The following is a 26,522-nucleotide window of genomic DNA, read 5'->3' as shown; positions in this document are numbered from 1 at the left end:
GTTAGTCTATAAATATGGATAAAAACCCTCCAACATTAGGATCTGAAACGCCTGTGATAGGTTGGCTCTGAACTTCAACATCATTTATAAAAACTTTTACCGTTGTTCCTACATTTGACCCGTCTTTATATCTGATTGTATAAATTTGTTGATCTTTAACTTTAAAACCACGAATTCTGTTATATCCATTTGGATCATTTAGCTGTACTAATGTGTTGTTTTTATAATAAAAATTATCTCCTATAAAGTACTTATCATTATTACTCCATGTAACATCTAAAATTTCTCCTGGAGGATTTGAAGGGAAAGCTATAACTGCATTTGTATTTATATTTCTCAAAGTCTTTTCACCGGTTAGTATATTTTTTACATATGCATATGTTCCAGTATTATCAGTGAGAAAGTCTAGGATTTGTGAATCATTTGTCAGAGGAGAGTATATATTGTTTTTGTAAAATCCAGTTTCCCAGGTAAGTGGATTATACTGATAGTTCTTACGAATTCCCAAATAAATTTCATTATTGATCAATTGGTACATTCCGGGTGATGTGAGAGCAGGATCATTTGAAATCTGGTACTTTATTCCATTTTTCCAATAATAATACGTTTGATTTGTTTGACTAGGTATAGTACTATTGGTTATCGATCCGCAAAAATAAATATTTCCATTTTCAACAATCATTCGGGATGAAATTTGAAAGTTGTTGCTTGGATTGGGATCTGGTACATCCTGTAGATATTCATCTAAATTATTCTTAGTTCCATTTATCCACAAATATAAATGTTTTGATGATAGATTTAAAGTATATTCTGAGGTCATTGCTCCATACACGTACACATTGTTATTTTCAACAATAATCTGACTCGCGTACAGCCCTGTTCCATTTGATAGAATCACTTTCTGTCCATTTTTCCAATAACATGCCTGATTATTTTCGGCACCTGCAATATATAGGTTTACAGAATTTGCATTTTTCTCCAGCATTTCATCGTTTTCACTTCTGCAAGAAAAAACTAAAGCAAGTATCAATAAAAAAGGTAAAAGTAAATTTTTCATGGATAAAATTTTAATAAAATTAAAAAATTTGCATTTTCTATTGAAATAAAACAGGTTTTGTGCTTTTAGGTATTTTCACAATATGATAGGGCTGAGTAACAACAGTTGTAAGATTTCCTGTTAATAATCTTTCTAGGTCTACTACAATATTTTGAGGATTGTCATCTACCGTGATGATATCAATAGAATGTCCACCGTTAGGAAATACTTCATCAAAAACTGCAATAACCATAAACTGATTAAAATCAATATTCGTTTCTGTAAAACTACCAGAAGTATTATTCACACTGTCTAAAGTATTAAGAAGCGTATTCCATTGCGTAGAATTTGTGATGACCATATTCTGTTGCGGAACGTAATTTCCTACTAAATTTCCTTTACCGATTTGCTGTACGGTAACTGGTGTTTTTGTTTCAATGTTTACATCGCTGTCAGTGCAAGAGTTGATGACCAAGAAAATTGAACAAACAAATAAGAGTAAATACTTTTTCATAACTGATAATTTTATGGGTTACAATTATAAGATGACAAAAAGTAAAAAGGTTGCAGCAAGTATATAAAAAAAGACTCAAGTTTTTGAGTCTTAGTATATTAATCTTAAAATTACCTGCTAATAATATTATTGGTCATTGTCGTATGATTGATCAGCTGACCTTTTTCATCCCGGATTTCGATTTCAGAAACATGCATTGTTTTCCCTTTTCTGATAAATCTCGCAACAGCCGTTATAACGCCGTCTTTTTTACTTCTTAAATGATTGGAAGTGATATTGGTTCCCACACCGAAATATTTGCTGCCATCAATGAAAATATTAGAAAGGCTGGATCCCATAGTTTCTGCCAAAACACAGCTCGCTCCACCGTGCATAATGCCAAACGGCTGATGGATTTTTGGTGAGACAGGCATGGTTGCTGTAAGCGTTTCGTTTTCCAGATCAATGTCAATAAATTGTATATCAAGAGTTTTGGCAAAAGTTTCTTCTCCCCAATTGTTGATAAATTCTAAAATTTCTTCCTTAGTTTTGCCTTCTGTATACATTTTTATGATGATAAGTAATTCGTATTCGTAATTAACTCTTAGCTTCTGAATCGTTTCCTAAAATATTCGGATTCCAATTGGATGGGATTTTTGGTCCGATGTCATATTTGATATAATAATTTTGTATTTCTTCCATGATTTCTAAAAAGGACGCTGTTTCAAGTCTTTCGTAGGGAATGGTATATCCAAGATATACAATATTTCTTTTAAAATCACCTGCTGCTAAAACAATAGGAACTTTCGCCGCCAAAGCCATATGATAAAACCCTTTTCTCCATTTCGGAACCCAGCTTCTTGTACCTTCCGGAGTGATTACCAGGCTGAAATCGTCTTTCTTGAATTCATTGGCTACAAAATTCACAAGATCATTTTTCTGGCTTCTATCGATGCCGATACCACCCAGACCTCGCACAAGAGAGCCATACCATGCCTTCGTATGAGCATCTTTAATGATAATTTTCAAAGGCTTTTTTAAAGACCAATAAGCAAGATTTCCAAGAAGATATTCCATATTGTGGGTATGAGGTGCTACAACGAGAATACACCGGTTGAGACTGTTGACATCGCCTTGAAGAACAACTTTCCAGCCCAGCATTTTTAACAAAAATTTGCCTATTATCTTTCTCATGAATTTTATTTTAAAACAAAAAAGTATAACCAAACCTTGGTTATACTTTACAAATATATTGAAATATTGTCTCTCTTAAAATAATCCGCTGATTAAATCTGCGATTTTTACTGCGATTTCTAAAACTACTTGTACCATGATTTGATGTTTTACGTTGGTTAATTTTTTACGAATATAAGACTATTTTGATATATAAACCACTAATTATTGAAAATTTTTAGTGTTTTTTTGAGAGTAGAAGAGTGTGGGTTTCAAACTGTTGCTATTCATCCACACCTTCTGTCACTCTCTCAAGTTTAATTATTTGGTTTTGATAGAAAATTCTTTTTTATCGCCTTTTATTTTGATATCGACGTCTTTCATATTATCAATATTCATCTTCATTGTATCCATAATCTTTTTGGCTTCATTTTTTTGATATTTTTTCCCATTAATAATTACAGAATCTTTGTCATTATCACTGTATTCAATCGTAGCACCGTTAATAGAAATTTTATTTTTTTCAATGGAGATGTTTCCGTTTTCATCCTCATTTTCATCTTCCTCATTGTCATTGATTCCGTTTCCATCCGTATCGCCATCAAAATTAATCTGATCTTTTTTCAGGGGAATTACCACTGCATTTTGTGGAATTACCAATTCGTAATCTATGCTATAATCTCTGAAACGGTGTTCATAAGGATATTTAATGTAATTAGGAAGGATCACCTTATTGCCAACGATTTCTACAGGAACAGTGGCGTTCAAAGGAATATTATAACCTTTCGCTTCTTTTTTAATAATTAAATATGGCGTTTTGATATCTGCTTTTCTCGTAACATCAACATGGATCCAATCTTTTTCATAAACAGATATTTTATCAGAAAAAAGATCGTCGTCGTATGCAGTGAAGTTCTGCGGTATTGTTATACTTTTCATATCCACATAAATTGTATCAGATAAAGTATTGATGGCTACCTCTTCAGTGTCTTCTTTTTGTCCTTTCAGAAACATTTCTCTTTTTGCCATGCTCACTCCAAAATAAGTACCTAATGCTATAACTGTTAGAAAGAGCACCCCAATTACCCAACCAATATTTCTCAATTTAGTTTTTGGAGAAAAAATCTTGATGCTTAGTAAGCTGAACAATATTGTAGGAATCAATGATGCTATAATGATTAGCGCAGTAAATACAGTGTATAATCCATCGTCATCAAATAGGAATTTCATTTCATTTGCTCCTGGAAAATTTGAATCTATTCCAAAAAGACCGAATAGAATGAATACTCCAATAATGCTAGAAACTGCCATAAATGCGAAGAATCCTCCCAACAAGTATTTTAAAATATTCCAAACTCCACTTCCAGCATTATTAATGTAAGGTTTATTCTCCATATAGATTTCTCCCGCTCTTGTGGTGGTTTCGTTAGCAAACTGTACAATTTTGCTTGATTCTTCTTTCAGATTGTCAAAATTTAACGGTTTACCCTTCATTTTCAAAAAATCTGAAGCAGTTTCTGCTTTTGGTAAAACTGCCCAAAGAATGAAGTATAAAATAATCACTAAGAAAGATGATCCAGGAGCAACCCAAAGAAATATAAATGCACCCACCCAAATCAATCTCATCCAAGTAATATCCAATCCTGAATAAGCTGCTAAACCTGCGCAGACTCCTGCAATTTTTTGTCTTTCAGGATCACGGAACAATTGTCTTTTGTCGGTTTGTGTAGTTCCTGTAAAGTTATTTCTTCTTGAATTTGAGTTCTTCTCAGAGTAATAAGCTTCTTCCTGTTCTTCGATTTTTTCCGGAGTTCCAATCTGAGCGATTACTCTTTCTACATCAGTATCATTGATTACTTCACGTTTATCCAAAGAATCTCTGAAGATTTCAACCATTCTGATTTCTATGTCTCGCATTACTTCATCTGCTTCAGAAGCTTCTAAAGAGCTTCTAAGTGCATTAAGATAATCACTGAGCTTTATATATGCATGTTCCTCTATTGTGAAAGAAAAACCTGCGAGTCCTATTGAGAGTGTCTTGTTCATAGCTTTGTTTTTTTAAATTTTTTGAGTGATTTGGTTTACAGAATCTGTGAGTTCTTTCCAGGTGTTTTGCAGTTCTTCTAAAAAAGTTTTACCTTTTTCTGTAATCTGGTAGTATTTTCTTGGTGGTCCTCCTGTAGATTCTTCCCATCTGTAAGAAAGAAATTCTCCGTTTTTCAGTCTTGTTAAAAGAGGGTAGAGGGTTCCTTCCACAACATCCAGTTTTCCTTTTTTCAGTTCATCTATCAAATCAGAAACATACATTTCGCGATTGTTGATAAGACTTAAAATGCAGAATTCCAGAATCCCTTTTCGCATTTGCGCTTTGGTATTTTCAGTATTCATCTTTAATAAGTTTTGTTATAAGTTATATAAAACCGGGTTAAGTTTCTAGCTAGTTAAACCTTCTCCGATTCTACATTACAAAGATATGTAATTAAAATGGTAATATGCAATACAAAGTAGTGAAATTATTTTATTAAATTATATAATGTATTGATTTTCAGTATAATTATTTTTAATTTGGATTGTAAATAATGAGTAAATCCTCAATAAATGTTCTCGTTGACATCTCATTTTAAGGTAAAAGAGTAGAATATCTGTTAGATTTTGGAATGATAATAGCTTTAAACGGATAAGGAAAATCTATTTCTTTTCATAACAATTAAAATAATTATCATGCAGTATATCGATTTTGCAGCAGACGATCTTACTTATCACCAGAGCGAAAATCATTATTCCTTGGAAATTCTGAGAGATATTCTCGGCTTTGGTGAGATAAAGGTCTATAAGAAAAATGACGATGATACATTTACAGATGCTGAAGCCGTCATAAGTGAATACAATGATAAAGTGATTATTCTGGTAAGCCATCATTATGATCTGCGGATAGAGTTTTAGATATTTTTAAACAGTTTCGGCGGGCCAAAGGCCCGCCGAAACTGTTTAAAAATTATAGTATCTGAATGGGTTTCTTAAATTCATCAATGGCCACAAAAGTAAAATCACCCACAATTGCTTTTTCCCTTTCGTAAGAATACATTTGCTCGGTATAGATTTCTACATTCACTTTCATACTGGTTTTTCCAACGTGGGCCACTTTTCCAATCAGCTCGACAATGGTTCCGGCAGGAATTGGTTTTTTAAAGTCAATCTTATCGCTGCTTACGGTTACCACACGTTTTCTTGCAAAACGGGTCGCCGTAATAAAGGCAACTTCATCCATCAGCTGCATTGCAGTTCCGCCGAAAAGTGTGTCGTAGTGATTGGTCGTGTTGGGAAAAACCGCTTTAAAGATTCGGGTTTCGGAGGCTTCAATTCTTTCTTCTGTAGTCATATTTCATTATTAAATTAATGCGAAAATGAAATAGATTGAAACAACAGATTGGTCAGGAGCAAGAAATTCCCGAACTTAGACTATCAGATCAACAAACTTCTAATTGCGAAAGTTTTTATCTAAAGAAATAGGCAGGTCTCCTGACTTGTAACATCTTTATTTCCTTCCCATACATTTTGTACAGTGGATTTTTTTAAAAAGACTTTGGTTACTTTACAGTTGCGCGACAGTTCGTGATTTACACACGATTCCCTTTTCATCTGCGATTAGGCAGAACCAATTTCTGAAAGCTGCACTGCAGCTTTCGTATGCAAAAATAATGATAAATAGATGAATTATTCAGGATTATTAAAAATAATCTGGCTGATTACTTTTCCTTCTTTGATCGTCCAGAGCGTTGTATATCTGTTGGCTCCGGAACCATTAATCATATATAGAAAAATATGGTCGTCATCAATAGAAGTCACGCCGATGTTTTCAAAATCCATTGTAGGCTGAAACATGTTTTTTATGGCTTCTCTTACAAAAACAGAACCTCTTCCGGGTTGCTGCACTCTGATGGATTTAATTTCTGTCATTCCCGCAGGCAATTCCTTGTCAATTCCCCATGGCTTTACCTTATCAATGGTTTTGATGTTTCCGTCAGAATCTTTTACCTGTTTCCGGAAACCTGCGTTTGAAGGATATACGTCGATCACTACTTTACTTCTTTGCGCTGCCGGAATTTTAGGATTGCTGTTATCCGTGAATATTAATGACTTTCCGTTTTTAGATTTAGAAGGGGTAAATTGCGGCAATTGATCGATGAAAGCGATTCGGCTCTTGTTAACCATTCCCTCTTTGGTCAGGCTGTCGTATCGTACGAATGGTTTTTCGATCTCATCTTTTTCTGGATATTTGATCCAGATCCATTCTGTTTCGCCGGGAGCTGGTTTTACATAAACGAAAACATCACCTTTTTTCATTCGTATTTTATCGACGATTTTTCGATAATCTTCCTTGTGTACGCGCACCATGGCGTAGCCTTCCTCAGCTTTTACCACGCCAAAAGGAACTTTATTTTGCGCAAAAATCAGAGAAAAAGAAAAAACAGTGAATACCGCTATATAAATTGCTTTGTTGATGAAAGTCATTCTTAAGAATATTTATAGCTCAAAGATATAAATTAAATATTTTTTGGAAGATAATTAAAGTGTCTCAGTTCTGTTAAATCTTTTATAGATTTTAAATGCGAATTAGACAGCAGATAAATATCATCTGAAATATCCAAAACATCCTGATATTGATGGTCAGAAATTAAGAAACCTTTACTTCTTGACTGTTCTTTGATTACATTTTTAATCACAGAAACAATTTTTGGTGAAAGACTGTGAAAAGGTTCATCCAATAAAATAAATTCGGCTCTTGAGTAAATAATTAATAAAACTTCCAAAATTCGGAGTTCACCACCGGAAAGATTGCCGGGAATTTCAAAAATAAGAATAAAAAAAGAGTGCTTACAAACACTCTCCTTTATTTTAATCATAAATGTAATTAAATCCTTTCCAGTTCTTCAGCACTGATCACGGTTTTGAACGTTCCGTAATTCACCGTCACTTTATTTTTTGAAATAGTTTCTATCGTTCCAACGCTTGTACTTCCTGTAATTCTTACCCGTTGTCCGACTTTCATCCATACGGCCCGGTCAGTTTTACGTTTTTCTTCTATTTTATCGTTGTTTTCACTTATTTTTTCGATAATATCTTCTTTCTTAAGCTGCTGAGTGATTTTTCTTTTAACCACCTGCAAACGTTTGGTTTCATCCTTATCCGCACCTATTTTTCTGAATTTTTCCTGTTCAAGAATTTTCACAAAATCTTTTACGACATCTTTTCTTGATCTTCCTTTAATATAGCCGTCGATAAAAGATTCAATCTTATTCCCATACTGAAGCTTGCGGTGCTCATCTTCATACAATTTTTGAAAGTTGAAAAGCTTTTGTTGCAGCTGCTCGTTCAGTTTTTGGAGATTATCTCTCTTGTCTTCCATAGAACCTTTTCTTTCAACAAGATCGGTCTTCAGTTTTTCAACCTCAAATTTTTCCTGCTGAAGCTTGACAATGGTTTTATCTAAATTGACGATATCATGTTCCACTTTTTTCTTCGCAGAATGAATGATGAATCTCGGGATTTTATTCTTTTCGGCAACTTCGAAAGTAAACGAACTTCCGGCCTGTCCGACCTCCAATTTATACATCGGTTCCAGTGTTTCTTCATCGAAAAGCATTGCAGCATTTTGTGCATTCGGAAGCCCTTCAATCACCAGTTTGATATTGGTATAATGGGTTGTAATAATTGCAAAACTTTTTTTATCATAAAAAAACTCAAGAAAGCTTTCAGCCAGAGCGCCACCTAATTCTGGATCAGAACCGGTTCCGAACTCGTCAATCAGCAACAATGTTTCGGGGTCAGATTCCCGGATGATGCCGCCCATTTTTTTAAGTCGTGAAGAATAAGTCGAAAGGTGGTTTTCAATCGACTGATTATCACCAATATCTGTCATAATTTTATCAAAGAAAAACATTTCAGACTTTGGATGAACGGGCACCAGAATTCCGCTCTGTATCATCAACTGAAGCAATCCTACGGTTTTTAAAGTAATAGACTTTCCTCCCGCATTCGGTCCGGAAATACAGATAATTCTGTTATGTTCAGTTAGACTTAATGACTGAGGGAAAATGGTTTTGTTTTCAATTTTATTCCTTAGCCAAAGCAACGGATGGTAAGCATCCTTTAAACGCAGCGTTTTATGACGGTTGATTTTTGGTAAAACACCATTCACCAGCTCACCAAATTTTGCTTTTGCTCTCGTTAAATCCAAATCAAAAATATATATCTGATATCGCCAGAGTTCAGGCTGAAAAATCGCCAATTCTGCAGTAAGCTGCCTCAGGATTTTATCGATTTCTTTCTTTTCTTCTTCCTGATCTTCTCGCAGTTTAAAATAGTGCTTTACTACGCTGTCCGGTTGAATAAAAGTAATTGATCCTGTTTTTGAAAGTCCTAAAACCCTTCCCGGAACTCTTTTTTTATAAGCCGATTTTACGGCTAAAACCCGCTGATCTTCAATGATGCTTTCGCGAATATCATCCAGAAAATCACTCTGACTGTAATTGAACAATACACGATTGAAATTCTCCTGAATCGCTTTTTTCGCCACCTGAATCTCCGCTCTCAAAGTTTTCAGAACCGGTGATGCTTCACTTTTTACTTCACCAAAACGATTGAAAACTTTGTCAACCTTATCAATGATTTCTTTTTTGAATTCCAGAACAGATGCTTCTCTCATTAAATTTGGAAAAGTATCGGGCATCGTCGGGAAAAACTTCTGAAGTTTTCCTATTTGTTCCGTTAATGTTTTTATTTTAATGAAAGCTGAATTTTCTAGACGGTAATTTTCAATCAACATCAGTTTCAGCTCGCTTTCAATGTCTTCATATTCATCAAAAGGGATCGCGTTGGAGCTTTCAAAACTTGATAGATATTCTGAAGTTTTTTTCAGCGAAAGTTCTGCCTCATCAATTTTCATCGGACGAAGCTCAAGGATTTTTTCTCTCGTTTTCGGAGAATATGCAAAAGGAGCAATTTCCGCAAGCAATGCCGGAAATTCTAATTCGTTTAAATCTGCTTTATTTATATACACAGTACAAAGATAATTAATTTGAAAATGAATTAATTTGAGAATTTGAAAATGTATTCCCAATTTTAAACCATTTTCATGTTTCAATTAAAAATTAATTCAGCTTCACATCGTTTTTATTACATTTGAATATGAGAATAGAAACCGACCGTTTTATTTTAAAGGAAATCGATGAAAGTCACGTTGATGATATTTTAAAAATCAGAAGCAACAAAGTCGTCAATCAGTTTGTCAAAAGAATTCCGCCCAAAACAAATTATGATGCGTTGGATTTTATTTTAACGATCAAAAAAAGAATTCAGAATCATGAAACGTTCTATTGGGGTATTTCACAAAAAGACCAACCCAATCTTATCGGAACCATCTGTCTCTGGAAATTCTCTGAGGATAGAACAGAAGCAGAGGTAGGTTATGAATTATTACCCGAATTTCATAGAAAAGGAATCATGTCTGAAGCTCTGTATGCAGTTTTAAATTTTGGTTTTAATGAATTAAATTTGCAGGAGATTTTAGCTTTTACCAATAAGTTTAACGAAAATTCAAAAGGACTTCTTCTGAAACATGATTTTGTTTTGCAAGAGGGGAGAACTGATGAAGGTTTTCCAGATAATTTGGTTTATAGTTTGAAGACATAATCGTGTGTTTTTAAATCTTACCAAAAAAGAATCTTAATAAAATTTTAAATTTGAATCGACAGATATGGCAAAAATAATTATTAATCGTTCATCAGAATTTTCAAATATTTTACGGTCAATAGAAATCTTTCTCGACAACGAAAAAATAGGAGAAATAAAAGATGGTGAATCGAAAGAATTTGAGATTGCTGCAGGAAATCACGCTTTAAAAGCAAAAATTGATTGGTGTAGTTCAAATTTAATTAATCTAAATATTAAAGAAGAGGAAATTTTAAGATATAATCTAAGTGGAAGAAATCCTTTCTTGGCATTATTTTATATTACATTAGGAAAAGATCAATATTTAGAATTAAAACCCATAAAGTAATCAATTTACATGACCTGGACCGAAATTTTAGCCCAAATAAAGAGCACACCTTACTTCACCAATCTTTGGGAAAAAGTAAAGCAGGAATACGCAATCACAAAAGTTTTCCCGCCAAAAAAGCAGATTTTCAGAGCTTTAGAAATTACGCCTTTTGACGATATTGAAGTTGTCATTATCGGACAAGATCCTTATCATAATGATTTTCAGGCAAATGGTTTGTGCTTTTCGGTTTCCGAACAGGTGACTGCACCACCTTCACTTAAAAATATTTTTATCGAACTGAAAGATGATCTTGGTATTGAAAGAACTTCAAAAGAACTCGACGATTGGGGAAAGCAGGGCGTTTTGTTATTAAATGCAACCTTGACCGTTCGTGCACATTCACCAAATTCTCACAAAGATCTCGGATGGGAAACGTTTACAAATTATATCATTAAAGAAATTTCAGATAAAAAAGAAAATGTAGTTTTTGTTTTATGGGGGGCTTTTGCACAAAAAAAAGCCGAATTGATCAATCCGGCGAAGCATTTTATTTTAAAATCGGCACATCCTTCACCATTTTCAGTTCACAGAGGATTTTTCGGAAGCAAACCTTTCTCAAAAATCAATGAATATTTAGTTTCAAAGGGTAAAAAATCTATCGATTGGTAGAAGAATTTCCTCCATCTTTATTAATGATGAGTCCGATTCGGTATTTTCCACTCAGTGCTTTTGCACCTTCTCCTGAAGCGGGCGCAGGATTGACTTCAACCAGCGTAATCACATATCCATTAAAAGAAATTGACTTGTGGTAATTGCGTCCTGCATTTTCTGTAGTGGCTAATTGTAAAGTTGCCGGTTTAGTGTGTGTGCCCATAAACTCAATGTTGGCAACGGCAGCTCCTTGCCACACACAGGTTACACCTTCCGGACAACGGCTGTCTTCAGCGATGTTTTTAAAAGTGACATTCATCTGATATTCGCTCAGAAATTTATTTTCTCCTTCTGCGAAATAAATAACTTTCCCTTCAATATTTTTTGACACATTATTTTTTATAGCTCCATTTTCGGAATTTTTTGCCTCTTTCTGAGCATTACAATTTGCTAAAAACAATAATGCAAAACTGGAAATAATAATTTTGTACAGCATATTTTCTTTAAATAAAATTAATTATATCTAAGACAACAACCATTAGCATAGCAATTCCTACTACGAGGCTAAAACCGGTTCCGTAGATAAACCCTATAAATGCACCTTTTGTCGAGCGCAAAGCTTTGCTCATGTCTTTGCTGTCATGCAACAATTCTCCAATGAAAACTCCGGCAAACATTCCTACAAGAAATCCTAATGGAATGGGCAGAAAAATTCCGACTATGGTACCGATGACAGAGCCAATACTTCCCCAGCGGGTTCCGCCATATTTTCGGTTAGTCTTTGCAGGGATTACATAGCTTAAAACTACCGAAGCCAGCGTAAGAATGACGAAGGCCCAAATATAAATCATCGACAGATCAGAATCTGTACCATATTTGTAAATTAAAAGTCCGGCGATACTTAAGACAAGTCCCGGTAAAACAGGTAAAAAAGTTCCCAGTATACCTAAAACAAGTAAAATTATGCTGATGATCGAAATTAAAGTGTGATCCATAAACTATTTTTTAATAAAAAAGTGACTCCGTAAAGTCACTTTTCAAATATATCAATTTTTAAGCCGATTCTATAGATTAAGAATTACATATTGTAGAATCGTTCCTGCATTTCCGATGTTTCCGGTAGCATGGTTATGAAATGTCGTATAATAAATGTATCCACTGTTTGTTGCTCCTGAGCAAGGTCCTACTGTCGCTCCTAAAGCTACCAGGTAAGGAACTGCAACTGTCGGAACAGAAACACTAATCTGAATATTTCCCGGAAGGGTAATACAAACAGTTGTAAAAGCTGTATTCGGAGCGTTCCCAATGGTCGTAGTAGGAAGTCCGGTTGCTGAAAATTGGTTGGTTCTGATCATCAAAGGATCATTAGTAGAAGTGTCCTTTACCAAGACGTCCCAGTAATTAGCATCGTAATTAATGATTTTCTGCCAAGAGCCCAAATCATAATCAATATTTAATGTATTAAAGCCCATTGCAGTCGCCAGAGCAGGGTTGCTTATAGTACTTGCAACTATTCCTGAAGAGCCAATATTTTTTGAGCATAATTTTGCATCAGGAACAAATCCGCCTGCAAGTGAACAATTATTGGTGTTATCTGTACCGCCAACCAAATAGGAGACATCCCAATCAGAAGCATAAATACTTCCTCCGTTTGCAACAAAAATAGCGAGATTGGTTTCAATCAAAGGGTATAATGCGGCAGTTTGAGCATATTTTCTTGATCCGCAATTCAAAAATACAATGTCATATTGTGCTAATGTTGTAATGTTGGCAAGATCTGCATGAGTAATTTCTGTAGCAGTATAGCCTAATGTCTGGATAATATCTTCTATCTTATCATAATTTCCTTTTACATAAGCGATCTTGGCTACCTGAGTGAGTTTGGTCTGAGTTACATCTAAACTGACAGTTTCATTTGCCTTCACAGATGTTGAGATTTCTGTACGGAAGTTACTTCCGTTTCCGGTTTGGATATAAATGGTCTGATTTCCGGACGGAGCTTCTAATGTAAAATTACCGCTTGCATCAGAATTAGTGTGATAAATCTTATATTTATCATCAAATACAAATACAGAGGCACCTCCAATAGGTTTGGTTCCGTTTTGCGACATTACTTTTCCTGTAATTTTCCCTGTTTGAACGGCTGTCACATTCGTTTCTGGGCTGGTCATCGTGTCGTCTCCATTACAGCTTATTAGAAAAGCGAATAGGAGCATTAAAAGAAAAAGATAGCTTTTTTTCATAGTTTAGTTATATTTGGATGTTTATTTTGTATCAAATTTAAAAATTTATTATTAATAATGTTATTTTTTTATCATATTTATTTGAAATATTTTGATTTTTGTAGATTTAAAGGCGAATTACTTAATTTGATAATGGGAGTTTTTTGAAATTTTATATTTTGTAAATTTGTATCAAATGAAAGACGAAATAAAAGATACCAAAAGTTTTTTTCAAGAACTAAGTGAACAGCTTTACGTGTATATCACTAAAATTTCTCCAGCCGGTTTCGACTGGGTTTTTCACATCATTGTAAAAATGGTATTGCTTGTCATTATTTTTATGGTTTTTGATTTAATTTTCAAAATCATCATCAACTACGTTTTTCGGTTTTTTCATAATGAAGAAAAGTTCCCTGTTATAAAATCAATCTACCGCTCAAGAATTACCAATTCTGTTGCCCATTTTGTGGCTTTGGCAATCGTAGGATCTATGCACGAATCAATTTTTGTCGGGGCATTAAAGCAAACAAACATTTTTATACACAGATCTGTTAATCTCGGTCTGGTTCTTATTCTCGCAGGGATGCTATACCGCTCTTTAACAGCATTTAGGAATTATTTCACCATAAAACAGGATTATTATAAGGTAATGGCGATCAATGCTATTTCTGAAACCGTTAAAATCCTGGGTATTTTTATATTTTCAATCGTCAGTATCTGTGTGATTTTTGGTATCAGAGGAACAACGATTGTGGGAAGTCTTGGAGCAATCACGGCAGTTTTGGTTCTTGTTTTCAGAGATACAATTTTGGGTTTTATAACAGGAATCCACGTAGCCACTTCACGAAGTTTAAAAGTTGGTGACTGGATCGGCATCCCGAAATACAATATTGAAGGAAATATTTTAGACATCAACTTACTAACTACGAAAATTACCAATTTTGATAAAACTATTTCGTCGATTCCAACGTATGATTTGTTGACAACCGAGATAAAAAATCTTCAGGTAATGTCAGAATCCAATACAAGAAGAATTAAGAAATCAATCTTTTTTAACATCAATTCTTTTAAATTTTTAAATGACGACGATATTGAGAGATTAAAGGAGATTAACCTGATTTCGGAGTACCTAAATGAAAAAACTTCTGAGATCAATTTAGAAAAAGAAAAAATACAACACAAAAATAAAATTATCAATGGAAGACAGCTGACCAATATTGGTGTTTTCAGATATTATGCTCAGAAATACCTAGAAAATGATTCCGAAATTGATAAGGAAAGCCCGGTCATGGTTCGTCAGCTGGAAATTACAACCCAAGGTTTGCCAATGGAGGTCTATTGCTTTGCAAATGATTCGAAATGGGAAAAGTTTGAGCAGATTCAGGCAGATATTTTTGATCATCTTTTGGTTGCTTCCAAAGAATTTGATTTACAAATTATGCAGATTGGCTTGCCAAAATAATTTAAATAATTTAACTCTGAACTCCGTTATCTAAGTATATATACAATGACAAAACTAAGTGTAAACATAAATAAAATTGCAACCATAAGAAACGCAAGAGGCGCAGATACGCCAAGCGTGACAGAAGCTGCAGTCAAAATTCAGGAATTTGGCGCTCATGGGATTACTATTCATCCCAGACCAGACGAAAGGCACATCACAAGAAAAGATGTTTACGATCTGAAACCTTTGGTGACAACAGAATTTAATATTGAAGGAAATCCACACCGTGATTTTATAGATATGGTCTTGGAAGTGAAACCCGAACAGGTAACTTTGGTTCCTGATGCAGACGATGCCATCACTTCAAACGCAGGTTGGGACACCAGAAAGCACTTGGATTTTCTTAAAGAAATCATTGCAGAATTTAAAAATTCCGGGGTCAGAACTTCTGTTTTTCTCGATCCGGTTCCGGAACTTGTAGAATATGCTGCAAAAACCGGTGCCGACAGAATCGAGCTGTATACCGAAGCTTACGCAACACATTATGTGAAAAATAAAGAATTGGCGATCAAACCTTATTACGACACTGCAGTTGTAGCTAATGAGTTTGGCTTAGGAATCAATGCCGGTCACGATTTAAGCTTAGAAAATTTAAAATATTTCGCAGATAATATTCCAAATCTATTGGAAGTCTCCATCGGTCATGCTTTGGTTTCAGAAGCACTTTATATGGGAATGGAAAACACCGTTCAGGCTTATTTGAAGAGATTGGCAAAATGGTAAGAAAGTATGAAGTTGGAAGTCTGGCAGCACAGTTATTACTTCCAGCATCCATCATCAAGCCTTAAAAATTTATATATGGAAATTTTACATTCAAAAATATTCGGCGAAAATCTATCGTCTACACCACTTTTAGTATTTCACGGTTTGTTTGGGATGCTCGATAACTGGGGAAGTTTCGGAAAAGAACTGGGAGAATTTCTTCCGGTTCATTTGATTGATCTGAGAAATCATGGAAGAAGTTTTCATTCTGAAGACATGTCTCATGATGATCTGGCAGACGACATTGCCAATTATATGAATCATTTTGGATTTGAAAAGGCACATGTTTTAGGACATTCTCTGGGAGGAAAAGCAGTGATGCAGTTTGCACTGTCTTATCCTGAAAAAGTTGAAAAACTGATCGTGGTTGATATTGGTCCGAAAGCATATCCTCCACATCATCAGGGAATTATAAAAGCGCTTGAAACAGTTAATTTTAAGGCAGTAAAATCTAGAAACGAGATCGAAACTATTCTCAGCCAATATATTCCTGAAAAATCAACGATTCAGTTTTTAGCAAAAAATTTGTATTGGGAAGAAAATGGCAACACTAAAAGGTTGAATTGGAGGTTTAATCTTAAAACACTTTCAGAAAAATACAATCAGTTTGTCTCAAATGCTATCAAATTCGGGGTTTTTGAAGGAGAAACTTTATTTATTGCGGGAGAAAAATCAAATTATATTTTACCACAGGATGAATTTTCTATCAAACAACAGTTCCCAAAAGCTAAAATTGTAAAGGTGAAAAATGCGGCACATTGGGTTCAGGCAGATAATCCCGTAGACTTCAGTGAAGTGGTGAGAAACTTTTTAGATTTAAATTAAATTTATAACAAAGCTTTATAAAAAATGAGATCTTTGAGATCTTTGCTGAGTGAAATCAAGGATTCGACGAAGTCAGACGCCTTTGCGAACTTAAAAAAAGTTAGTAGTAAAAAAAAATCTTAGCGAACTTTGCGTTTAAAATAAAAAATCAATCATAAAAATTCAGTCAAATAACCACATAAAATTTGCAAATTTGCAGGAATTGTAATTAACTAATCAAGCAGGAAATAAATTCATGGTTTTTGTAACAGGAGCAACAGGAATTTTAGGCAGAATCATCGTTTTGGAACTTTTAAAAAAAGGGAAAAAGGTTCGTGCTGCAAAAAGGCCTGCAAGTGATATTGCCGAAGTAAAACATTCTTATAAGTTTTACACTGAAAATCCAGATGATTTTTTTACTAAAATTGAATGGATAAATGTTGATTTTGAAGATATTCATTCATTACAAAGTGCTTTGAATGGTGTTACCGAAGTGTATCATTGTGCTGCAAAAGTGAGCTTTCATCCTAAGGACGAAAAAGAAATGTATCGCACCAATATAAAAGGAACAGAAAATCTTTTATTTGCCTGCGATCAATCCAATGTTCAGAAATTCCTCCACGTAAGTTCTATTGCAGTTTTAGATGGTGTTAATGAAAATGGTGAATTGGATGAAGAATCAGATTTTAATCCGAAAATTGATCATTCTGCCTATGCAATTTCAAAACATCTTTCTGAAATGGAAGTCTGGAGAGCATCAGCAGAAGGCTTAAATACCATTATTATCAATCCCGGAATGATTATCGGAACCGGAAACTGGAAACAGAGCAGCGGTGAATTGTTTTCAACATTTGAAAAGAGCAGTTTTACATTTTCCGGAAGTTCGGCGTATGTGGATGTGCGTGATGTTGCAAAAATTGCTATCGATTTGATGGGAAAAAACAAATTCGGAGAACGTTTTATTCTTATTTCCGAAAGTAAAAAATATTCAGAAATAGGAAATCAGATCCGGAGAAAATTAAATTTAAAAGATGCCAAAATTCTATCAAAAAGCATTCTGAACACAGGTCGATGGCTCAATATTTTTTTTGGATGGTTGATTCCGCAATTGAAAATGGCAACCAGAACAAATATCGAATCGGTGACTTCTTCGAGTATCATTTCAAATCAAAAAGTAAAAAAAGTTTTAAATTTTGATTTTATACCTGTGCAGGAAAGTATAGATTTCCATCTTAACAATTATATTAATGACAAAAAGCTGAATAAATTATAATGAATCTTGCAGAGGCAATTATCAGTAAAAATGCAGAAAAACATCCTTATAAATCAGCTGTTGGTTTTAAAAAGAAAGAAGGATGGAAAGAATTAAGCTGGAAAAAGTTCAGCGAAATTATTTATAAAACCGCAAACGCATTAAAAGACAGAGGTGTTGAAGAAAACAACAAAGTAGCGATCTACGCAGACAATTCTGCAGAATGGATGATTTTTGACTTGGCTGCGATGTCAATAGGCGCCGTTACGGTTCCTATTTATTCTACAAATAACGCCGAACAGGCAGAATACATCATCAACGATTCTCAGGCGAAAGTTGTTTTAGTCGGGAGTCAGCCGCAATACGATGCTTGTTTTGAGATTGTACAAAAAGAAAACAGCCTTCAAACCATTATTGTTACCAAAAAAGCAGTTTGGGTAAAAAAAGAACATACTTTTTATCTCGAAGATTTTATTTCTAAAACTTCCCCGAAATTCGCGATTGTCAAAAAAGAATTTGATGATCTTGCGACCATCATTTATACATCAGGAACTACAGGAACTCCAAAAGGTGTGATGTTGACCCACGGAAATTTCGTCAAAGCTTTCGATGCACATTTTGAATATTTTAAGTTTAAAAATTTTGAAAATGAATTGTCCTTAGCTTTTCTACCGCTCACTCACGTTTTTGAAAGATGTTGGAGCCTACTTTGTCTCTATGGCGGCGCAAGAGTATATTTTCTTGAAGACCCTAAAGATATTGCAAAAGCATTGGTTGAGGTAAAACCGACAATGATGTGTTCAGTCCCAAGATTTTTCCAGAAAATCTACGCAGGAGTCAACGAAATGGCGGCAGAATCTTCATCATTAAAAAAGAAGATCTTCAATTGGGCTTTAGAGGTTGGAAAAGAAACCGCAGAACTCAGAAGAAAAGAAATATCGATTCCTTTCGGATTAAAATTAAAAGAATCTTTGGCAGAAACCTTAGTTTTTAGCAAAATCAAACAAAAAATGGGTGGCAGATTATGGTTTTTGCCTTGTGGTGGAGCTTCACTATCGCCTGATGTAACCCAGTTTTTTGAAGCGGTAGGAATTCATGTAACGGTAGGTTATGGTCTTACAGAAACTACGGCTACTCTCACGGCTTTTCCTCTTACAAAATTTGAACATGGAAGTTGTGGAAAACCATTGCCGGGCGTAGAAATCCGTATCGGAGAAAATGATGAAATCCAGGCAAAAGGAAATGGTATTATGAGAGGGTACTATCTCAAAGCTGAAGAGACAGAAAAAGTTTTTACAAAAGATGGCTGGTTTAAAACCGGGGATGCCGGGAGATTTGATGACAACGGAAACCTATTCATTACCGATCGTATAAAAGATTTGATGAAAACTTCCAATGGAAAATATATTGCTCCACAGCAGATTGAAAATATTCTTACCAATAATAATTTTATTCAGCAGATTGTTCTGATCGCCGAAGGAAGACAGTTTGTTTCAGCACTGATTGTTCCAAATTTTGAGTTTTTAAAAGATTATTTGAAAAAAATCAATATTCCGTTTACAAGCTGGGAAGAAATTGTAAAAAAGGAAGAAATAATTGATTTTTATAAAGGTAAAATAAAAGAATTACAGCACGACCTCTCAGATTTTGAAAAGGTGAAAAAATTCACTTTAATGCCTGCAGAATTTGAAATCAGCAATGGCGAAATTACTCCGACCTTGAAAGTAAAAAGAGCGGTAGTTCTGAAAAAGTATGCTGATCTTATCGAAAAAATGTATTAGATAAACTTTTTGACCTCAAATTTATCAACGCAGGGTTTGTCATTCCGTAAAAATCTCAACAGTGCTTTTGGTTAAAAATTAAGTTTAGTATTTTAAAAATTAAGCTATGACGACACAAAATTTCTTAGGAAAAGAAAATTTCAATATAAAATCTACAACAGTTTCAGAAAGCTGTCCGTCAAATATTGCCCTGATAAAATATTGGGGAAAATATGAAAATCAGATTCCTGCAAACCCGAGCATCAGTTATACGCTGAATCATTGTAAAACCAATACGACAATAGATTTTTTAGCTGATGCACCATTTTCAGTCCAGACTTTTCTGTCAGGAAATGAAGAAGTGAAATTCGCTTCAAAAATCGAGAAATATTTTAAAAATATAGAACAGTACCTTCCCTGGATTTTAAAAGGAAAATACATTATCAATACTGAAAATACATTTCCTCACAGCTCAGGCATTGCAAGTTCGGCTTCAGGTTTTGGAGCGATTGCAAAATGTCTGATGAAATTGGATGAAATTTTTTCAGGAAAAAGCTCAGATCAGGAATTATTAAAAAAAGCCTCATTTTTAGCCAGATTAGGAAGCGGAAGTGCTTGCCGAAGTTTATATAACGGTTTGGTCGTTTGGGGCGAATCTGATGAAGTAGACGGAAGCTCAGATTTATTTGCCGTAAAATATTCTGATGACGAAATTCATCCAATTTTTAAAGATTTTAATGATTGGGTTCTGCTGATTCATGAAGGAGTGAAAAGCGTTTCATCAACAGTCGGACATGGTTTAATGAATACCAATCCTTATGCAGAAAGAAGATTTCAGGAAGCAAGAGAAAATTTTGTTCCCATGAAAGAAATTTTAAAAAATGGTGACTTGCATGCTTTCATTAAATTGGTTGAGCACGAAGCTCTCACGCTTCACGCCATGATGATGATAAGCGATCCGGCATTTATCCTGATGAAAACCGGGACTTTAGAAGTCATCAATAAAATCTGGGATTTCAGACGAGAAACAGAATTACCATTGTTTTTCACTTTGGATGCAGGAGCTAATGTACATCTGCTATTTCCAAATGACGGTTCAGAAGAAAAAATTAAATCATTTATTGAAAATGAATTGCTGCAACACACACAAAAAAATGGAGTAGTGAAGGATGTGATGAAGTTTTAAAATGAAAAAGAAAAAGAAATATATCATTTTAGTTTTGTTGACTCTAATACTGTTGATTTGCTACTTCATCAAATATGAAAAAGGAATCGCAATAGGAACTTGGGGTAGAAACAGAACTATAAATTGGGGTTGGGATTTGATTTGGTAATCTTTTGTTTTAGATAATTGAAAAATTGAAAATAATAATTAATCCTCTGTCACCACTGCATCGCGCTCTCCATCTTCTTTTTTTCCTTCTACAATAATTTCTTCAGCTTCAGCAATTTCTTCAGAATCTGCTTCTTCTACACGATCTTCCTGATCGTTATTGTGATGATCAATAAAAAATTCGCAATATACCGGAAGATGATCAGAACCAAAACTCTCAAGAGTTTTTAAATTTTCAATAAAAATATCTTCACTGTGAAACATCAGATCAATCGGAAATCTCAGTAAACGTGATTTTGCATGAAAGGTGGAAACAAAAGCATGTCCCACTCTAGGATCAATCAAATGACTGGTTTTTCTAAACAAAATAGAAGATCTTGACCAGGCAACATTATTGAAGTCCCCCACTACAATGACCGGTTTTTCTAGTTCCTGAACGCGTTTTGCTACGCTCAAAAGGTCACCGTCTCTTTCTTTTGAGGTTTCTTCCTCTGTAGGACTTGGTGGCGGCGGATGTACTCCAAAAAACACGAATGAATAGCCGTCTTCCGTTTTTAGATGCGCCTCAATGCTTGGGATATCATCAGCTACAAAAAAATGCGTTTTTGATTCTTCAATTTTAATTTTAGAATAAAAATGCATACCATAGGTGTTTTCCAGGGTAACTTTATGTTGGTAAGGATATTCATTTTCTAAAACCTGAAGCGCTTTTTCCCAATCAGCATTGCTTTCCATGGTGAGGAACATTTCGGGTTTATTTTTTCGGATAAGATGAATAAATTTGTCAAAATTTGTATTGAACTGATAAACATTGGCAGAAATTAAATGATATTTTTCTGACGACTTTTCATTACGTTTGTGTTTTTTTACCTTATAAAGCGGAGTGTACATAATCAGTGTAACCCCGTGATAAATGAGCATTATCAATAATAATCCTTGTACATACCATAGATATTGGTTCTTTGTGAAGAATCCTAAAACTAAGGTGATAATGATAAAGTAGGTAATCTGAATTTTACCGAAATCGGGAAAGCGAAAAATCCAGTGCGGATTCGGAATTTTTGGCAAGACAGTTAAAATCAGTAATAAAGTACTTATAACAAGGTAAGTTTCCCACATATTCAAAAAATAAACGGATAAAAATAAGATATTTTAAGCAAATTTATTGCAGTTTTATTTAAACATTATAAATAAAGCTGCGGTGAGACTTATATTTATTAATTTTATAATCAAAACAAGAAATATGTACAAGATAGTGATGATTCTTTTGTTCTTTAGCTCATTCTGTTTCGCACAAAAAACAGAAAAAGAATCAATAAAAGAAAGTGTAGAGAAGCTTTTCATTGGCATGAAAAACGCAGATACAGCAATCATAAAATCCGTATTTGCCGAAAATGCAATCTTACAGACAATAACCAAAAATAATAGTGTAAGAACCGAAAAGATCTCAGAATTTCTTCTGTCTTTTTCTAAATTATCGAAGAATGATGCAGATGAAAGAATCAGTTTTGAACCAATTTATATTGACGGAAATCTGGCAAGTGTTTTTACACCTTACGAATTTTATTATAAAGGAAAATTTTCGCACTGCGGTGCCAACAGTTTTCAGATGGTAAAGCAAAATAATGTCTGGAAAATTCAGTATCTGATTGATACAAGAAGAACCAATTGTAAAAAATAATCTAAATGAACATTCATCATATTGCCATCATCTGCTCAGATTATCAGATTTCAAAAAAGTTTTATACGGAAATTTTAGGTTTTAAAATTATCCGCGAAGTATACCGGGAAGAAAGACAATCTTATAAGCTTGATTTGGCCATCGGAGAACATTATGTTATTGAATTATTTTCATTTCCTTCTCCGCCAAAACGACCTTCAAGACCGGAATCTTGCGGCTTACGACATTTGGCATTCTCAGTTGAAAATGTGAATGAAAAACATGAAGAATTAATTCAGAAAGGATTAAACTGTGAAGAAATCCGTATTGATGAATTTACCGGAAAAGAATTTTTCTTTACTCAGGATCCGGATGATTTGCCTTTGGAGTTTTATGAAATGTAACCTTAAGTGACTTTATTAATCATTATTCATCAATAATATTTAATGCGCATAACCTGTAATAAAGCTGATCACCATGATAATTAAAACGATGGATGATATCGCAACATACAGATAATCTTTTTCCTTCAAATATCCGATCAATGCAAAAATAATTCTCATCAACGGCGTGAAAATCAGCATCAAAATTCCCAGTTGAATGATCGCCATACCTTCTCCTTTGCAAAGCGTTTCCCAAAAATGGCTCCACACTTTTTCAGAAGAAGTTCCCATATCGAGAAGCTTGTATTTTCTGGGCATCTTAAAACCTTCTATGAAAAGTTTAATAAAACCGATCAGTGAAGTGATAACCGACAAAATAACACCTAATCTCAGAAGATTTCCGACGGAACGGTTCAAATCTAAATCTGTAAAATTCTTTTTCATGAGAAATTACTTCTTAGACCGTTATACATCATATAAATCGAAAGAATCGTAATGACGATTGCAAAAAATGTCTTAAGTTTTTTTGTTTTAGAAACCATTAATGTTTTTGATCCGATAAAGCTGCCGACGACAACACCTACCAAAACCGGAGCAACAATTACAGGAATTATTTCACCTCTCTGAAAATAAATCAATGAGCTCGCCACCGCAGTGACCCCGATCATGAAATTACTGGTTGTTGTCGAAACTTTGAATGGCAGTCTCATCATATTATCCATTGCTAACACTTTCAACGCACCGGATCCGATTCCTAATAATCCGGACATGGCGCCTGCAAACATCATCATAAAAAATCCGGGAACGGTATTTCTTGCAGCATAGCTTTTCATAACACCTTTGTCAGGGAATGTTCCGTATAGTTTTAATTTATCTTCTAAACTTCCGGTAATCAGAGGTTCCTGGTGATCAGGCTTTCCTTTAAGATTTAAAATCACGGTAAGGAGAAGAATACTTGCGAAAATAATTCCGATCGTATTCGGATTCAGCATTCCGGAAACCAAAGCGCCGACAATCGCACCTGCAGTCGTGGCAATCTCCAGAAACATTCCTATTCTCATATTGGTGAAGCCTTCTTTTACAAAAGCAACGGCAGCTCCCGAAGAAGTTCCGATCACCGAAATGAGTGATGCACCTATGGCATAATGCATAGGAACACCGAAACCGAGCGTTAATAAAGGGATGATGATAACTCCTCCTCCTAAACCTGTAAGCGAACCTAGAAGACCTGCTGAAATAGCGCCAAGAAAGAGAATAATGATTTCCGACATGTTACAAATATAAAACTATTGGCGTTTTTGGGCAAACTTTAAGGAAAGATTATTTTTTGCCGTATTTTTGCAAAATAAAATTCAAAAATGAAGTTATTTTATATAATTCTCGGTGCAACCCCAAAGGGGCGAAATATTGAACAGCATGACGTTTTCTTTGGAATTGCCGAAACGCTTCATGATCTCGTGCCCGATATGAAAGATTTCTGGAAAGAAGCAAAAGGAAAAATACACCTCGATGCTTATCAGGAAGTAAAATTTATAGACGGATACGAAGTGAAAATTGTAGAGAAAAAAGAGTTGAATCAGGAAAATCAATTGTTTTTTATCAATCTTGGAGGATATAAAAGAGGTTTCTTCGCAGAATTTCATGAGCAGCATTTAATGGTGGGACCAACAATGGGTGAAGTGATAAAGAGAGTAAAGAAAACTGAATTCTACAGAACAATGGGGTTTGATAAAGCAACCAGTCACATTGACGATAAACATGGGGTGGATATTGACGATATTTTTACGGTTAATGATATTCTGCCGGAATATATGAGAGAAAAATACTCGATTATTCTGGAAAAATCTGAAGAAGAAAATCAGGAAAATATTTCGGAAGTGGGGTATTTTAAAATTGATAAAATTTAATAAATTAAGTACGAAATGAAAATAGGAATTTTAGGAGGCGGACAGCTCGGAAGAATGCTCATTCAGGAAGCACTGAAATATGATGATGAATTTTACACTTTAGATCCTGCTTCAGATGCACCTTGCCACAATATCTCCCATTTTACTCAGGGAAGTTTCAATGATTACGAGACAGTTTTAGATTTCGGGAGATATAAAGATGTAGTAACGATAGAAATAGAGCATGTAAATGCAGATGCATTATCTGAGCTTGAAAATCTGGGTGTAAAAGTAGTTCCGAATGCTCAGATTATTAAAACCATTCAGCAGAAAATACTTCAGAAAGAGTTTTATAAAGCGCATGATATCCCGAGTCCGGATTTTGAAATTATGGACGGGAGTTCAGATGAAATAAAAATTCAGTTTCCATTTGTACAAAAACTCAATACCGGCGGTTACGACGGAAAAGGCGTACAGATTATCCGAACATCTGAAGATCTGAGAAATTTGTGGACTGAAGATTCTGTTTTGGAAAATCTGGTGGATATTGACAAAGAACTCTCAGTGATTGTTGCCATCAACGAAAACGGTGAAACGAAAACATTTCCCGTAACCGAAATGGTGGCTGACCCGAAATTAAACTTACTTGATTTTAATATCTGTCCGGTTTTTTTAAATGAAGAAATTGAAAGCCAAATCGATTCAATTACAGAGAAGTTTTTGAGTGCTGTCAATTCACCCGGATTGTTTGCGATCGAATTATTTTTAGATAAAGAAGGGAAAGTCTGGGTTAACGAAACAGCTCCGAGACTTCACAATTCAGGGCATCAAAGTCAGGAAGGAAATGCCAATTCACAATTTGAACAAATGTACCGCGTGGTGAAAAATTTACCGTTGGCAGATACAGACGCCATTATTTATAGCGGAATGCTCAATTTGGTGGGTGCGGAAGGTTTCTCCGGAAAAGTAATCTATGAAGGTATGGAAGAGGTTTTGAAACTTCCTGAAACGTACATTCATCTTTACGGAAAAACGGAAACGAAACCCGGAAGAAAAATGGGACACATCAATGTTTTGGCAGATTCCAGAGAAGAGCTGATGGAGAAACTGGTGAAAGTAAAAGCGATGGTGAGAGTGATTGCTTAATATTTTTTACATATATTTTAAAAGACTGCTTTTGAGCAGTCTTTTTATTTTGATACTATTTTAGGAAAATCAATCGTCCATTTTCCTTCCTGAGAATTCCACATCAAATACGGTCCTTCAAAACCGTCAGAAAAGCTTAATTCATAAGTATTTGTGCTGTCTTTTGCATACAATGGTTTTGTACCTAAGTCTTCCATTTTAAAACCTAATTTCTTTAAAGTTTGCCAATCATGATTCTCCGGAAGTTTATTATTAGTTTTTTTATAATCTTGAATTTTTTGTATCAGTTCATTTCCAAATCTAATGTCAGATTTTCTTGTGACCTCAATAGGCAAATTCCAATAAGTTATAAAAGATAAAATAAAGATTATTATTACTGAAATTGAAATGATGAGAGCTTTTTTCATTGCAAATAA

The 26,522-nt window shown here is 34.5% G+C and carries 32 protein-coding genes and 1 riboswitch; of the genes, 15 read left to right on the top strand and 17 right to left on the bottom strand.

From position 1 onward, the window contains the following. Position 1: 1 nt before the first annotated feature. From K0U91_RS01745 to K0U91_RS01720, 6 genes are all read right to left on the bottom strand, one after another. Positions 2 to 1,057: a hypothetical protein gene (locus K0U91_RS01745; RefSeq protein WP_220180185.1), complete on the bottom strand. Its 1,056-nt coding sequence runs from the start codon at positions 1,055 to 1,057 to the stop codon at positions 2 to 4. A 37-nt stretch (positions 1,058 to 1,094) separates the two neighbouring features. After that, complete coding sequence (locus K0U91_RS01740; protein WP_220180184.1) at positions 1,095 to 1,550, bottom strand: protease complex subunit PrcB family protein; 456 nt, start codon at positions 1,548 to 1,550, stop codon at positions 1,095 to 1,097. 110 nt (positions 1,551 to 1,660) lie between these two features. Then, on the bottom strand, positions 1,661 to 2,095 hold the full coding sequence (locus tag K0U91_RS01735; protein ID WP_220180183.1) for a PaaI family thioesterase: 435 nt from the start codon (positions 2,093 to 2,095) through the stop codon (positions 1,661 to 1,663). A 31-nt stretch (positions 2,096 to 2,126) separates the two neighbouring features. Beyond that, on the bottom strand, positions 2,127 to 2,723 hold the full coding sequence (locus K0U91_RS01730; protein ID WP_219971089.1) for a 1-acyl-sn-glycerol-3-phosphate acyltransferase: 597 nt from the start codon (positions 2,721 to 2,723) through the stop codon (positions 2,127 to 2,129). A gap of 300 nt (positions 2,724 to 3,023) precedes the next feature. Next, complete coding sequence (locus tag K0U91_RS01725) at positions 3,024 to 4,748, bottom strand: PspC domain-containing protein (RefSeq protein WP_220180182.1); 1,725 nt, start codon at positions 4,746 to 4,748, stop codon at positions 3,024 to 3,026. Positions 4,749 to 4,760: 12 nt separating this feature from the next. Continuing rightward, the gene (locus K0U91_RS01720) at positions 4,761 to 5,090 is read right to left on the bottom strand and encodes a PadR family transcriptional regulator (RefSeq protein WP_219971087.1); all 330 of its coding nucleotides are present in this window, start codon (positions 5,088 to 5,090) and stop codon (positions 4,761 to 4,763) included. A gap of 333 nt (positions 5,091 to 5,423) precedes the next feature. On the opposite strand from K0U91_RS01720, the gene K0U91_RS01715 reads away from it, so the two are divergent. Beyond that, on the top strand, positions 5,424 to 5,645 hold the full coding sequence (locus tag K0U91_RS01715) for a hypothetical protein (protein ID WP_220180181.1): 222 nt from the start codon (positions 5,424 to 5,426) through the stop codon (positions 5,643 to 5,645). 52 nt (positions 5,646 to 5,697) lie between these two features. Here K0U91_RS01715 and K0U91_RS01710 read toward each other — a convergent pair whose 3' ends face one another. The 4 genes from K0U91_RS01710 to K0U91_RS01695 all read right to left on the bottom strand — a co-directional run bounded on the left by K0U91_RS01710 (position 5,698) and on the right by K0U91_RS01695 (position 9,762). Further along, the gene (locus K0U91_RS01710) at positions 5,698 to 6,081 is read right to left on the bottom strand and encodes an acyl-CoA thioesterase (protein WP_219971083.1); all 384 of its coding nucleotides are present in this window, start codon (positions 6,079 to 6,081) and stop codon (positions 5,698 to 5,700) included. Positions 6,082 to 6,194: 113 nt separating this feature from the next. After that, positions 6,195 to 6,377: riboswitch (cobalamin riboswitch) on the bottom strand. Positions 6,378 to 6,416: 39 nt separating this feature from the next. Then, positions 6,417 to 7,214, bottom strand: a complete 798-nt coding sequence (locus K0U91_RS01705; RefSeq protein ID WP_219971081.1) for a hypothetical protein — start codon at positions 7,212 to 7,214, stop codon at positions 6,417 to 6,419. 32 nt (positions 7,215 to 7,246) lie between these two features. Next, positions 7,247 to 7,606 carry a hypothetical protein gene (locus tag K0U91_RS01700; RefSeq protein WP_220180180.1) on the bottom strand — a complete coding sequence of 120 codons (360 nt, stop codon included), beginning with the start codon at positions 7,604 to 7,606 and terminating at the stop codon, positions 7,247 to 7,249. An 8-nt stretch (positions 7,607 to 7,614) separates the two neighbouring features. Then, positions 7,615 to 9,762, bottom strand: coding sequence for an endonuclease MutS2 (locus tag K0U91_RS01695; protein ID WP_220180179.1), 2,148 nt, complete (start codon positions 9,760 to 9,762; stop codon positions 7,615 to 7,617). 128 nt (positions 9,763 to 9,890) lie between these two features. On the opposite strand from K0U91_RS01695, the gene K0U91_RS01690 reads away from it, so the two are divergent. From K0U91_RS01690 to K0U91_RS01680, 3 genes are all read left to right on the top strand, one after another. Further along, positions 9,891 to 10,394, top strand: coding sequence for a GNAT family N-acetyltransferase (locus K0U91_RS01690; RefSeq protein WP_220180178.1), 504 nt, complete (start codon positions 9,891 to 9,893; stop codon positions 10,392 to 10,394). A gap of 64 nt (positions 10,395 to 10,458) precedes the next feature. Beyond that, positions 10,459 to 10,761 (top strand): YusG family protein, encoded by a 303-nt coding sequence (locus tag K0U91_RS01685; protein WP_220180177.1) that lies wholly within the window; start codon positions 10,459 to 10,461, stop codon positions 10,759 to 10,761. Positions 10,762 to 10,770: 9 nt separating this feature from the next. Further along, a complete protein-coding gene (locus K0U91_RS01680; protein ID WP_220180176.1) occupies positions 10,771 to 11,412 on the top strand; it encodes a uracil-DNA glycosylase in 642 nt (213 codons plus the stop codon). On the opposite strand, the gene K0U91_RS01675 is transcribed toward K0U91_RS01680, so the two are convergent. From K0U91_RS01675 to K0U91_RS01665, 3 genes are all read right to left on the bottom strand, one after another. Then, the gene (locus tag K0U91_RS01675; protein ID WP_220180175.1) at positions 11,399 to 11,890 is read right to left on the bottom strand and encodes a hypothetical protein; all 492 of its coding nucleotides are present in this window, start codon (positions 11,888 to 11,890) and stop codon (positions 11,399 to 11,401) included. The two genes, K0U91_RS01680 and K0U91_RS01675, sit on opposite strands and share 14 nt — an antisense overlap. Positions 11,891 to 11,897: 7 nt before the next feature. Further along, positions 11,898 to 12,389 (bottom strand): DUF456 domain-containing protein, encoded by a 492-nt coding sequence (locus K0U91_RS01670; RefSeq protein WP_220180174.1) that lies wholly within the window; start codon positions 12,387 to 12,389, stop codon positions 11,898 to 11,900. Positions 12,390 to 12,458: 69 nt separating this feature from the next. Next, complete coding sequence (locus K0U91_RS01665) at positions 12,459 to 13,637, bottom strand: carboxypeptidase-like regulatory domain-containing protein (protein ID WP_220180173.1); 1,179 nt, start codon at positions 13,635 to 13,637, stop codon at positions 12,459 to 12,461. Positions 13,638 to 13,812: 175 nt separating this feature from the next. On the opposite strand from K0U91_RS01665, the gene K0U91_RS01660 reads away from it, so the two are divergent. The 7 genes from K0U91_RS01660 to K0U91_RS01630 all read left to right on the top strand — a co-directional run bounded on the left by K0U91_RS01660 (position 13,813) and on the right by K0U91_RS01630 (position 21,032). After that, on the top strand, positions 13,813 to 15,078 hold the full coding sequence (locus tag K0U91_RS01660; RefSeq protein WP_219971070.1) for a mechanosensitive ion channel family protein: 1,266 nt from the start codon (positions 13,813 to 13,815) through the stop codon (positions 15,076 to 15,078). A gap of 45 nt (positions 15,079 to 15,123) precedes the next feature. Beyond that, a complete protein-coding gene (locus tag K0U91_RS01655; protein ID WP_220180172.1) occupies positions 15,124 to 15,843 on the top strand; it encodes a pyridoxine 5'-phosphate synthase in 720 nt (239 codons plus the stop codon). 75 nt (positions 15,844 to 15,918) lie between these two features. After that, positions 15,919 to 16,707, top strand: coding sequence for an alpha/beta fold hydrolase (locus K0U91_RS01650; RefSeq protein ID WP_220180171.1), 789 nt, complete (start codon positions 15,919 to 15,921; stop codon positions 16,705 to 16,707). Positions 16,708 to 16,942: 235 nt separating this feature from the next. Then, the gene (locus K0U91_RS01645; RefSeq protein WP_220180170.1) at positions 16,943 to 17,959 is read left to right on the top strand and encodes an NAD-dependent epimerase/dehydratase family protein; all 1,017 of its coding nucleotides are present in this window, start codon (positions 16,943 to 16,945) and stop codon (positions 17,957 to 17,959) included. Then, complete coding sequence (locus K0U91_RS01640) at positions 17,959 to 19,719, top strand: AMP-dependent synthetase/ligase (RefSeq protein ID WP_220180169.1); 1,761 nt, start codon at positions 17,959 to 17,961, stop codon at positions 19,717 to 19,719. The genes K0U91_RS01645 and K0U91_RS01640 overlap by 1 nt, the downstream gene beginning before the upstream one ends. Before the next feature lie 106 nt (positions 19,720 to 19,825). Beyond that, positions 19,826 to 20,884 carry a diphosphomevalonate/mevalonate 3,5-bisphosphate decarboxylase family protein gene (locus K0U91_RS01635; RefSeq protein WP_220180168.1) on the top strand — a complete coding sequence of 353 codons (1,059 nt, stop codon included), beginning with the start codon at positions 19,826 to 19,828 and terminating at the stop codon, positions 20,882 to 20,884. 1 nt (position 20,885) lies between these two features. Continuing rightward, entirely contained in the window at positions 20,886 to 21,032 is a 147-nt protein-coding gene (locus K0U91_RS01630) for a hypothetical protein (protein ID WP_219971060.1), read from the top strand. A gap of 38 nt (positions 21,033 to 21,070) precedes the next feature. On the opposite strand, the gene K0U91_RS01625 is transcribed toward K0U91_RS01630, so the two are convergent. Beyond that, complete coding sequence (locus K0U91_RS01625) at positions 21,071 to 22,150, bottom strand: endonuclease/exonuclease/phosphatase family protein (RefSeq protein WP_219971059.1); 1,080 nt, start codon at positions 22,148 to 22,150, stop codon at positions 21,071 to 21,073. A gap of 124 nt (positions 22,151 to 22,274) precedes the next feature. Between K0U91_RS01625 and K0U91_RS01620 the strand changes: the two genes are divergently transcribed. Further along, complete coding sequence (locus K0U91_RS01620; RefSeq protein WP_220180167.1) at positions 22,275 to 22,712, top strand: nuclear transport factor 2 family protein; 438 nt, start codon at positions 22,275 to 22,277, stop codon at positions 22,710 to 22,712. A 5-nt stretch (positions 22,713 to 22,717) separates the two neighbouring features. Next, positions 22,718 to 23,095 carry an SMU1112c/YaeR family gloxylase I-like metalloprotein gene (gene gloA2, locus K0U91_RS01615; protein WP_220180166.1) on the top strand — a complete coding sequence of 126 codons (378 nt, stop codon included), beginning with the start codon at positions 22,718 to 22,720 and terminating at the stop codon, positions 23,093 to 23,095. A 39-nt stretch (positions 23,096 to 23,134) separates the two neighbouring features. Here gloA2 and K0U91_RS01610 read toward each other — a convergent pair whose 3' ends face one another. Both K0U91_RS01610 and K0U91_RS01605 read right to left on the bottom strand, forming a co-directional pair. Further along, entirely contained in the window at positions 23,135 to 23,518 is a 384-nt protein-coding gene (locus K0U91_RS01610) for a DUF1634 domain-containing protein (protein WP_219971055.1), read from the bottom strand. Beyond that, positions 23,515 to 24,345 (bottom strand): sulfite exporter TauE/SafE family protein, encoded by an 831-nt coding sequence (locus tag K0U91_RS01605; protein ID WP_219971054.1) that lies wholly within the window; start codon positions 24,343 to 24,345, stop codon positions 23,515 to 23,517. Before K0U91_RS01605 ends, K0U91_RS01610 begins: the two co-directional genes overlap by 4 nt. Before the next feature lie 87 nt (positions 24,346 to 24,432). Here K0U91_RS01605 and K0U91_RS01600 point away from each other — a divergent pair, with 87 nt between their 5' ends. Next, positions 24,433 to 24,981 (top strand): DUF1543 domain-containing protein, encoded by a 549-nt coding sequence (locus tag K0U91_RS01600; RefSeq protein WP_219971053.1) that lies wholly within the window; start codon positions 24,433 to 24,435, stop codon positions 24,979 to 24,981. Between the two features lie 15 nt (positions 24,982 to 24,996). Beyond that, the gene (locus K0U91_RS01595) at positions 24,997 to 26,106 is read left to right on the top strand and encodes a 5-(carboxyamino)imidazole ribonucleotide synthase (protein ID WP_220180165.1); all 1,110 of its coding nucleotides are present in this window, start codon (positions 24,997 to 24,999) and stop codon (positions 26,104 to 26,106) included. 44 nt (positions 26,107 to 26,150) lie between these two features. Here K0U91_RS01595 and K0U91_RS01590 read toward each other — a convergent pair whose 3' ends face one another. Then, positions 26,151 to 26,513: a hypothetical protein gene (locus K0U91_RS01590; RefSeq protein ID WP_220180164.1), complete on the bottom strand. Its 363-nt coding sequence runs from the start codon at positions 26,511 to 26,513 to the stop codon at positions 26,151 to 26,153. Between the last annotated feature and the right edge of the window lie 9 nt (positions 26,514 to 26,522).

Source organism: Chryseobacterium sp. LJ668, assembly GCF_019613955.1.
GTDB lineage: Bacteria > Bacteroidota > Bacteroidia > Flavobacteriales > Weeksellaceae > Chryseobacterium.
The sequence above is the reverse complement of the archived record's forward strand: the minus strand, read 5'-3'. Positions and strand labels throughout refer to the sequence as shown.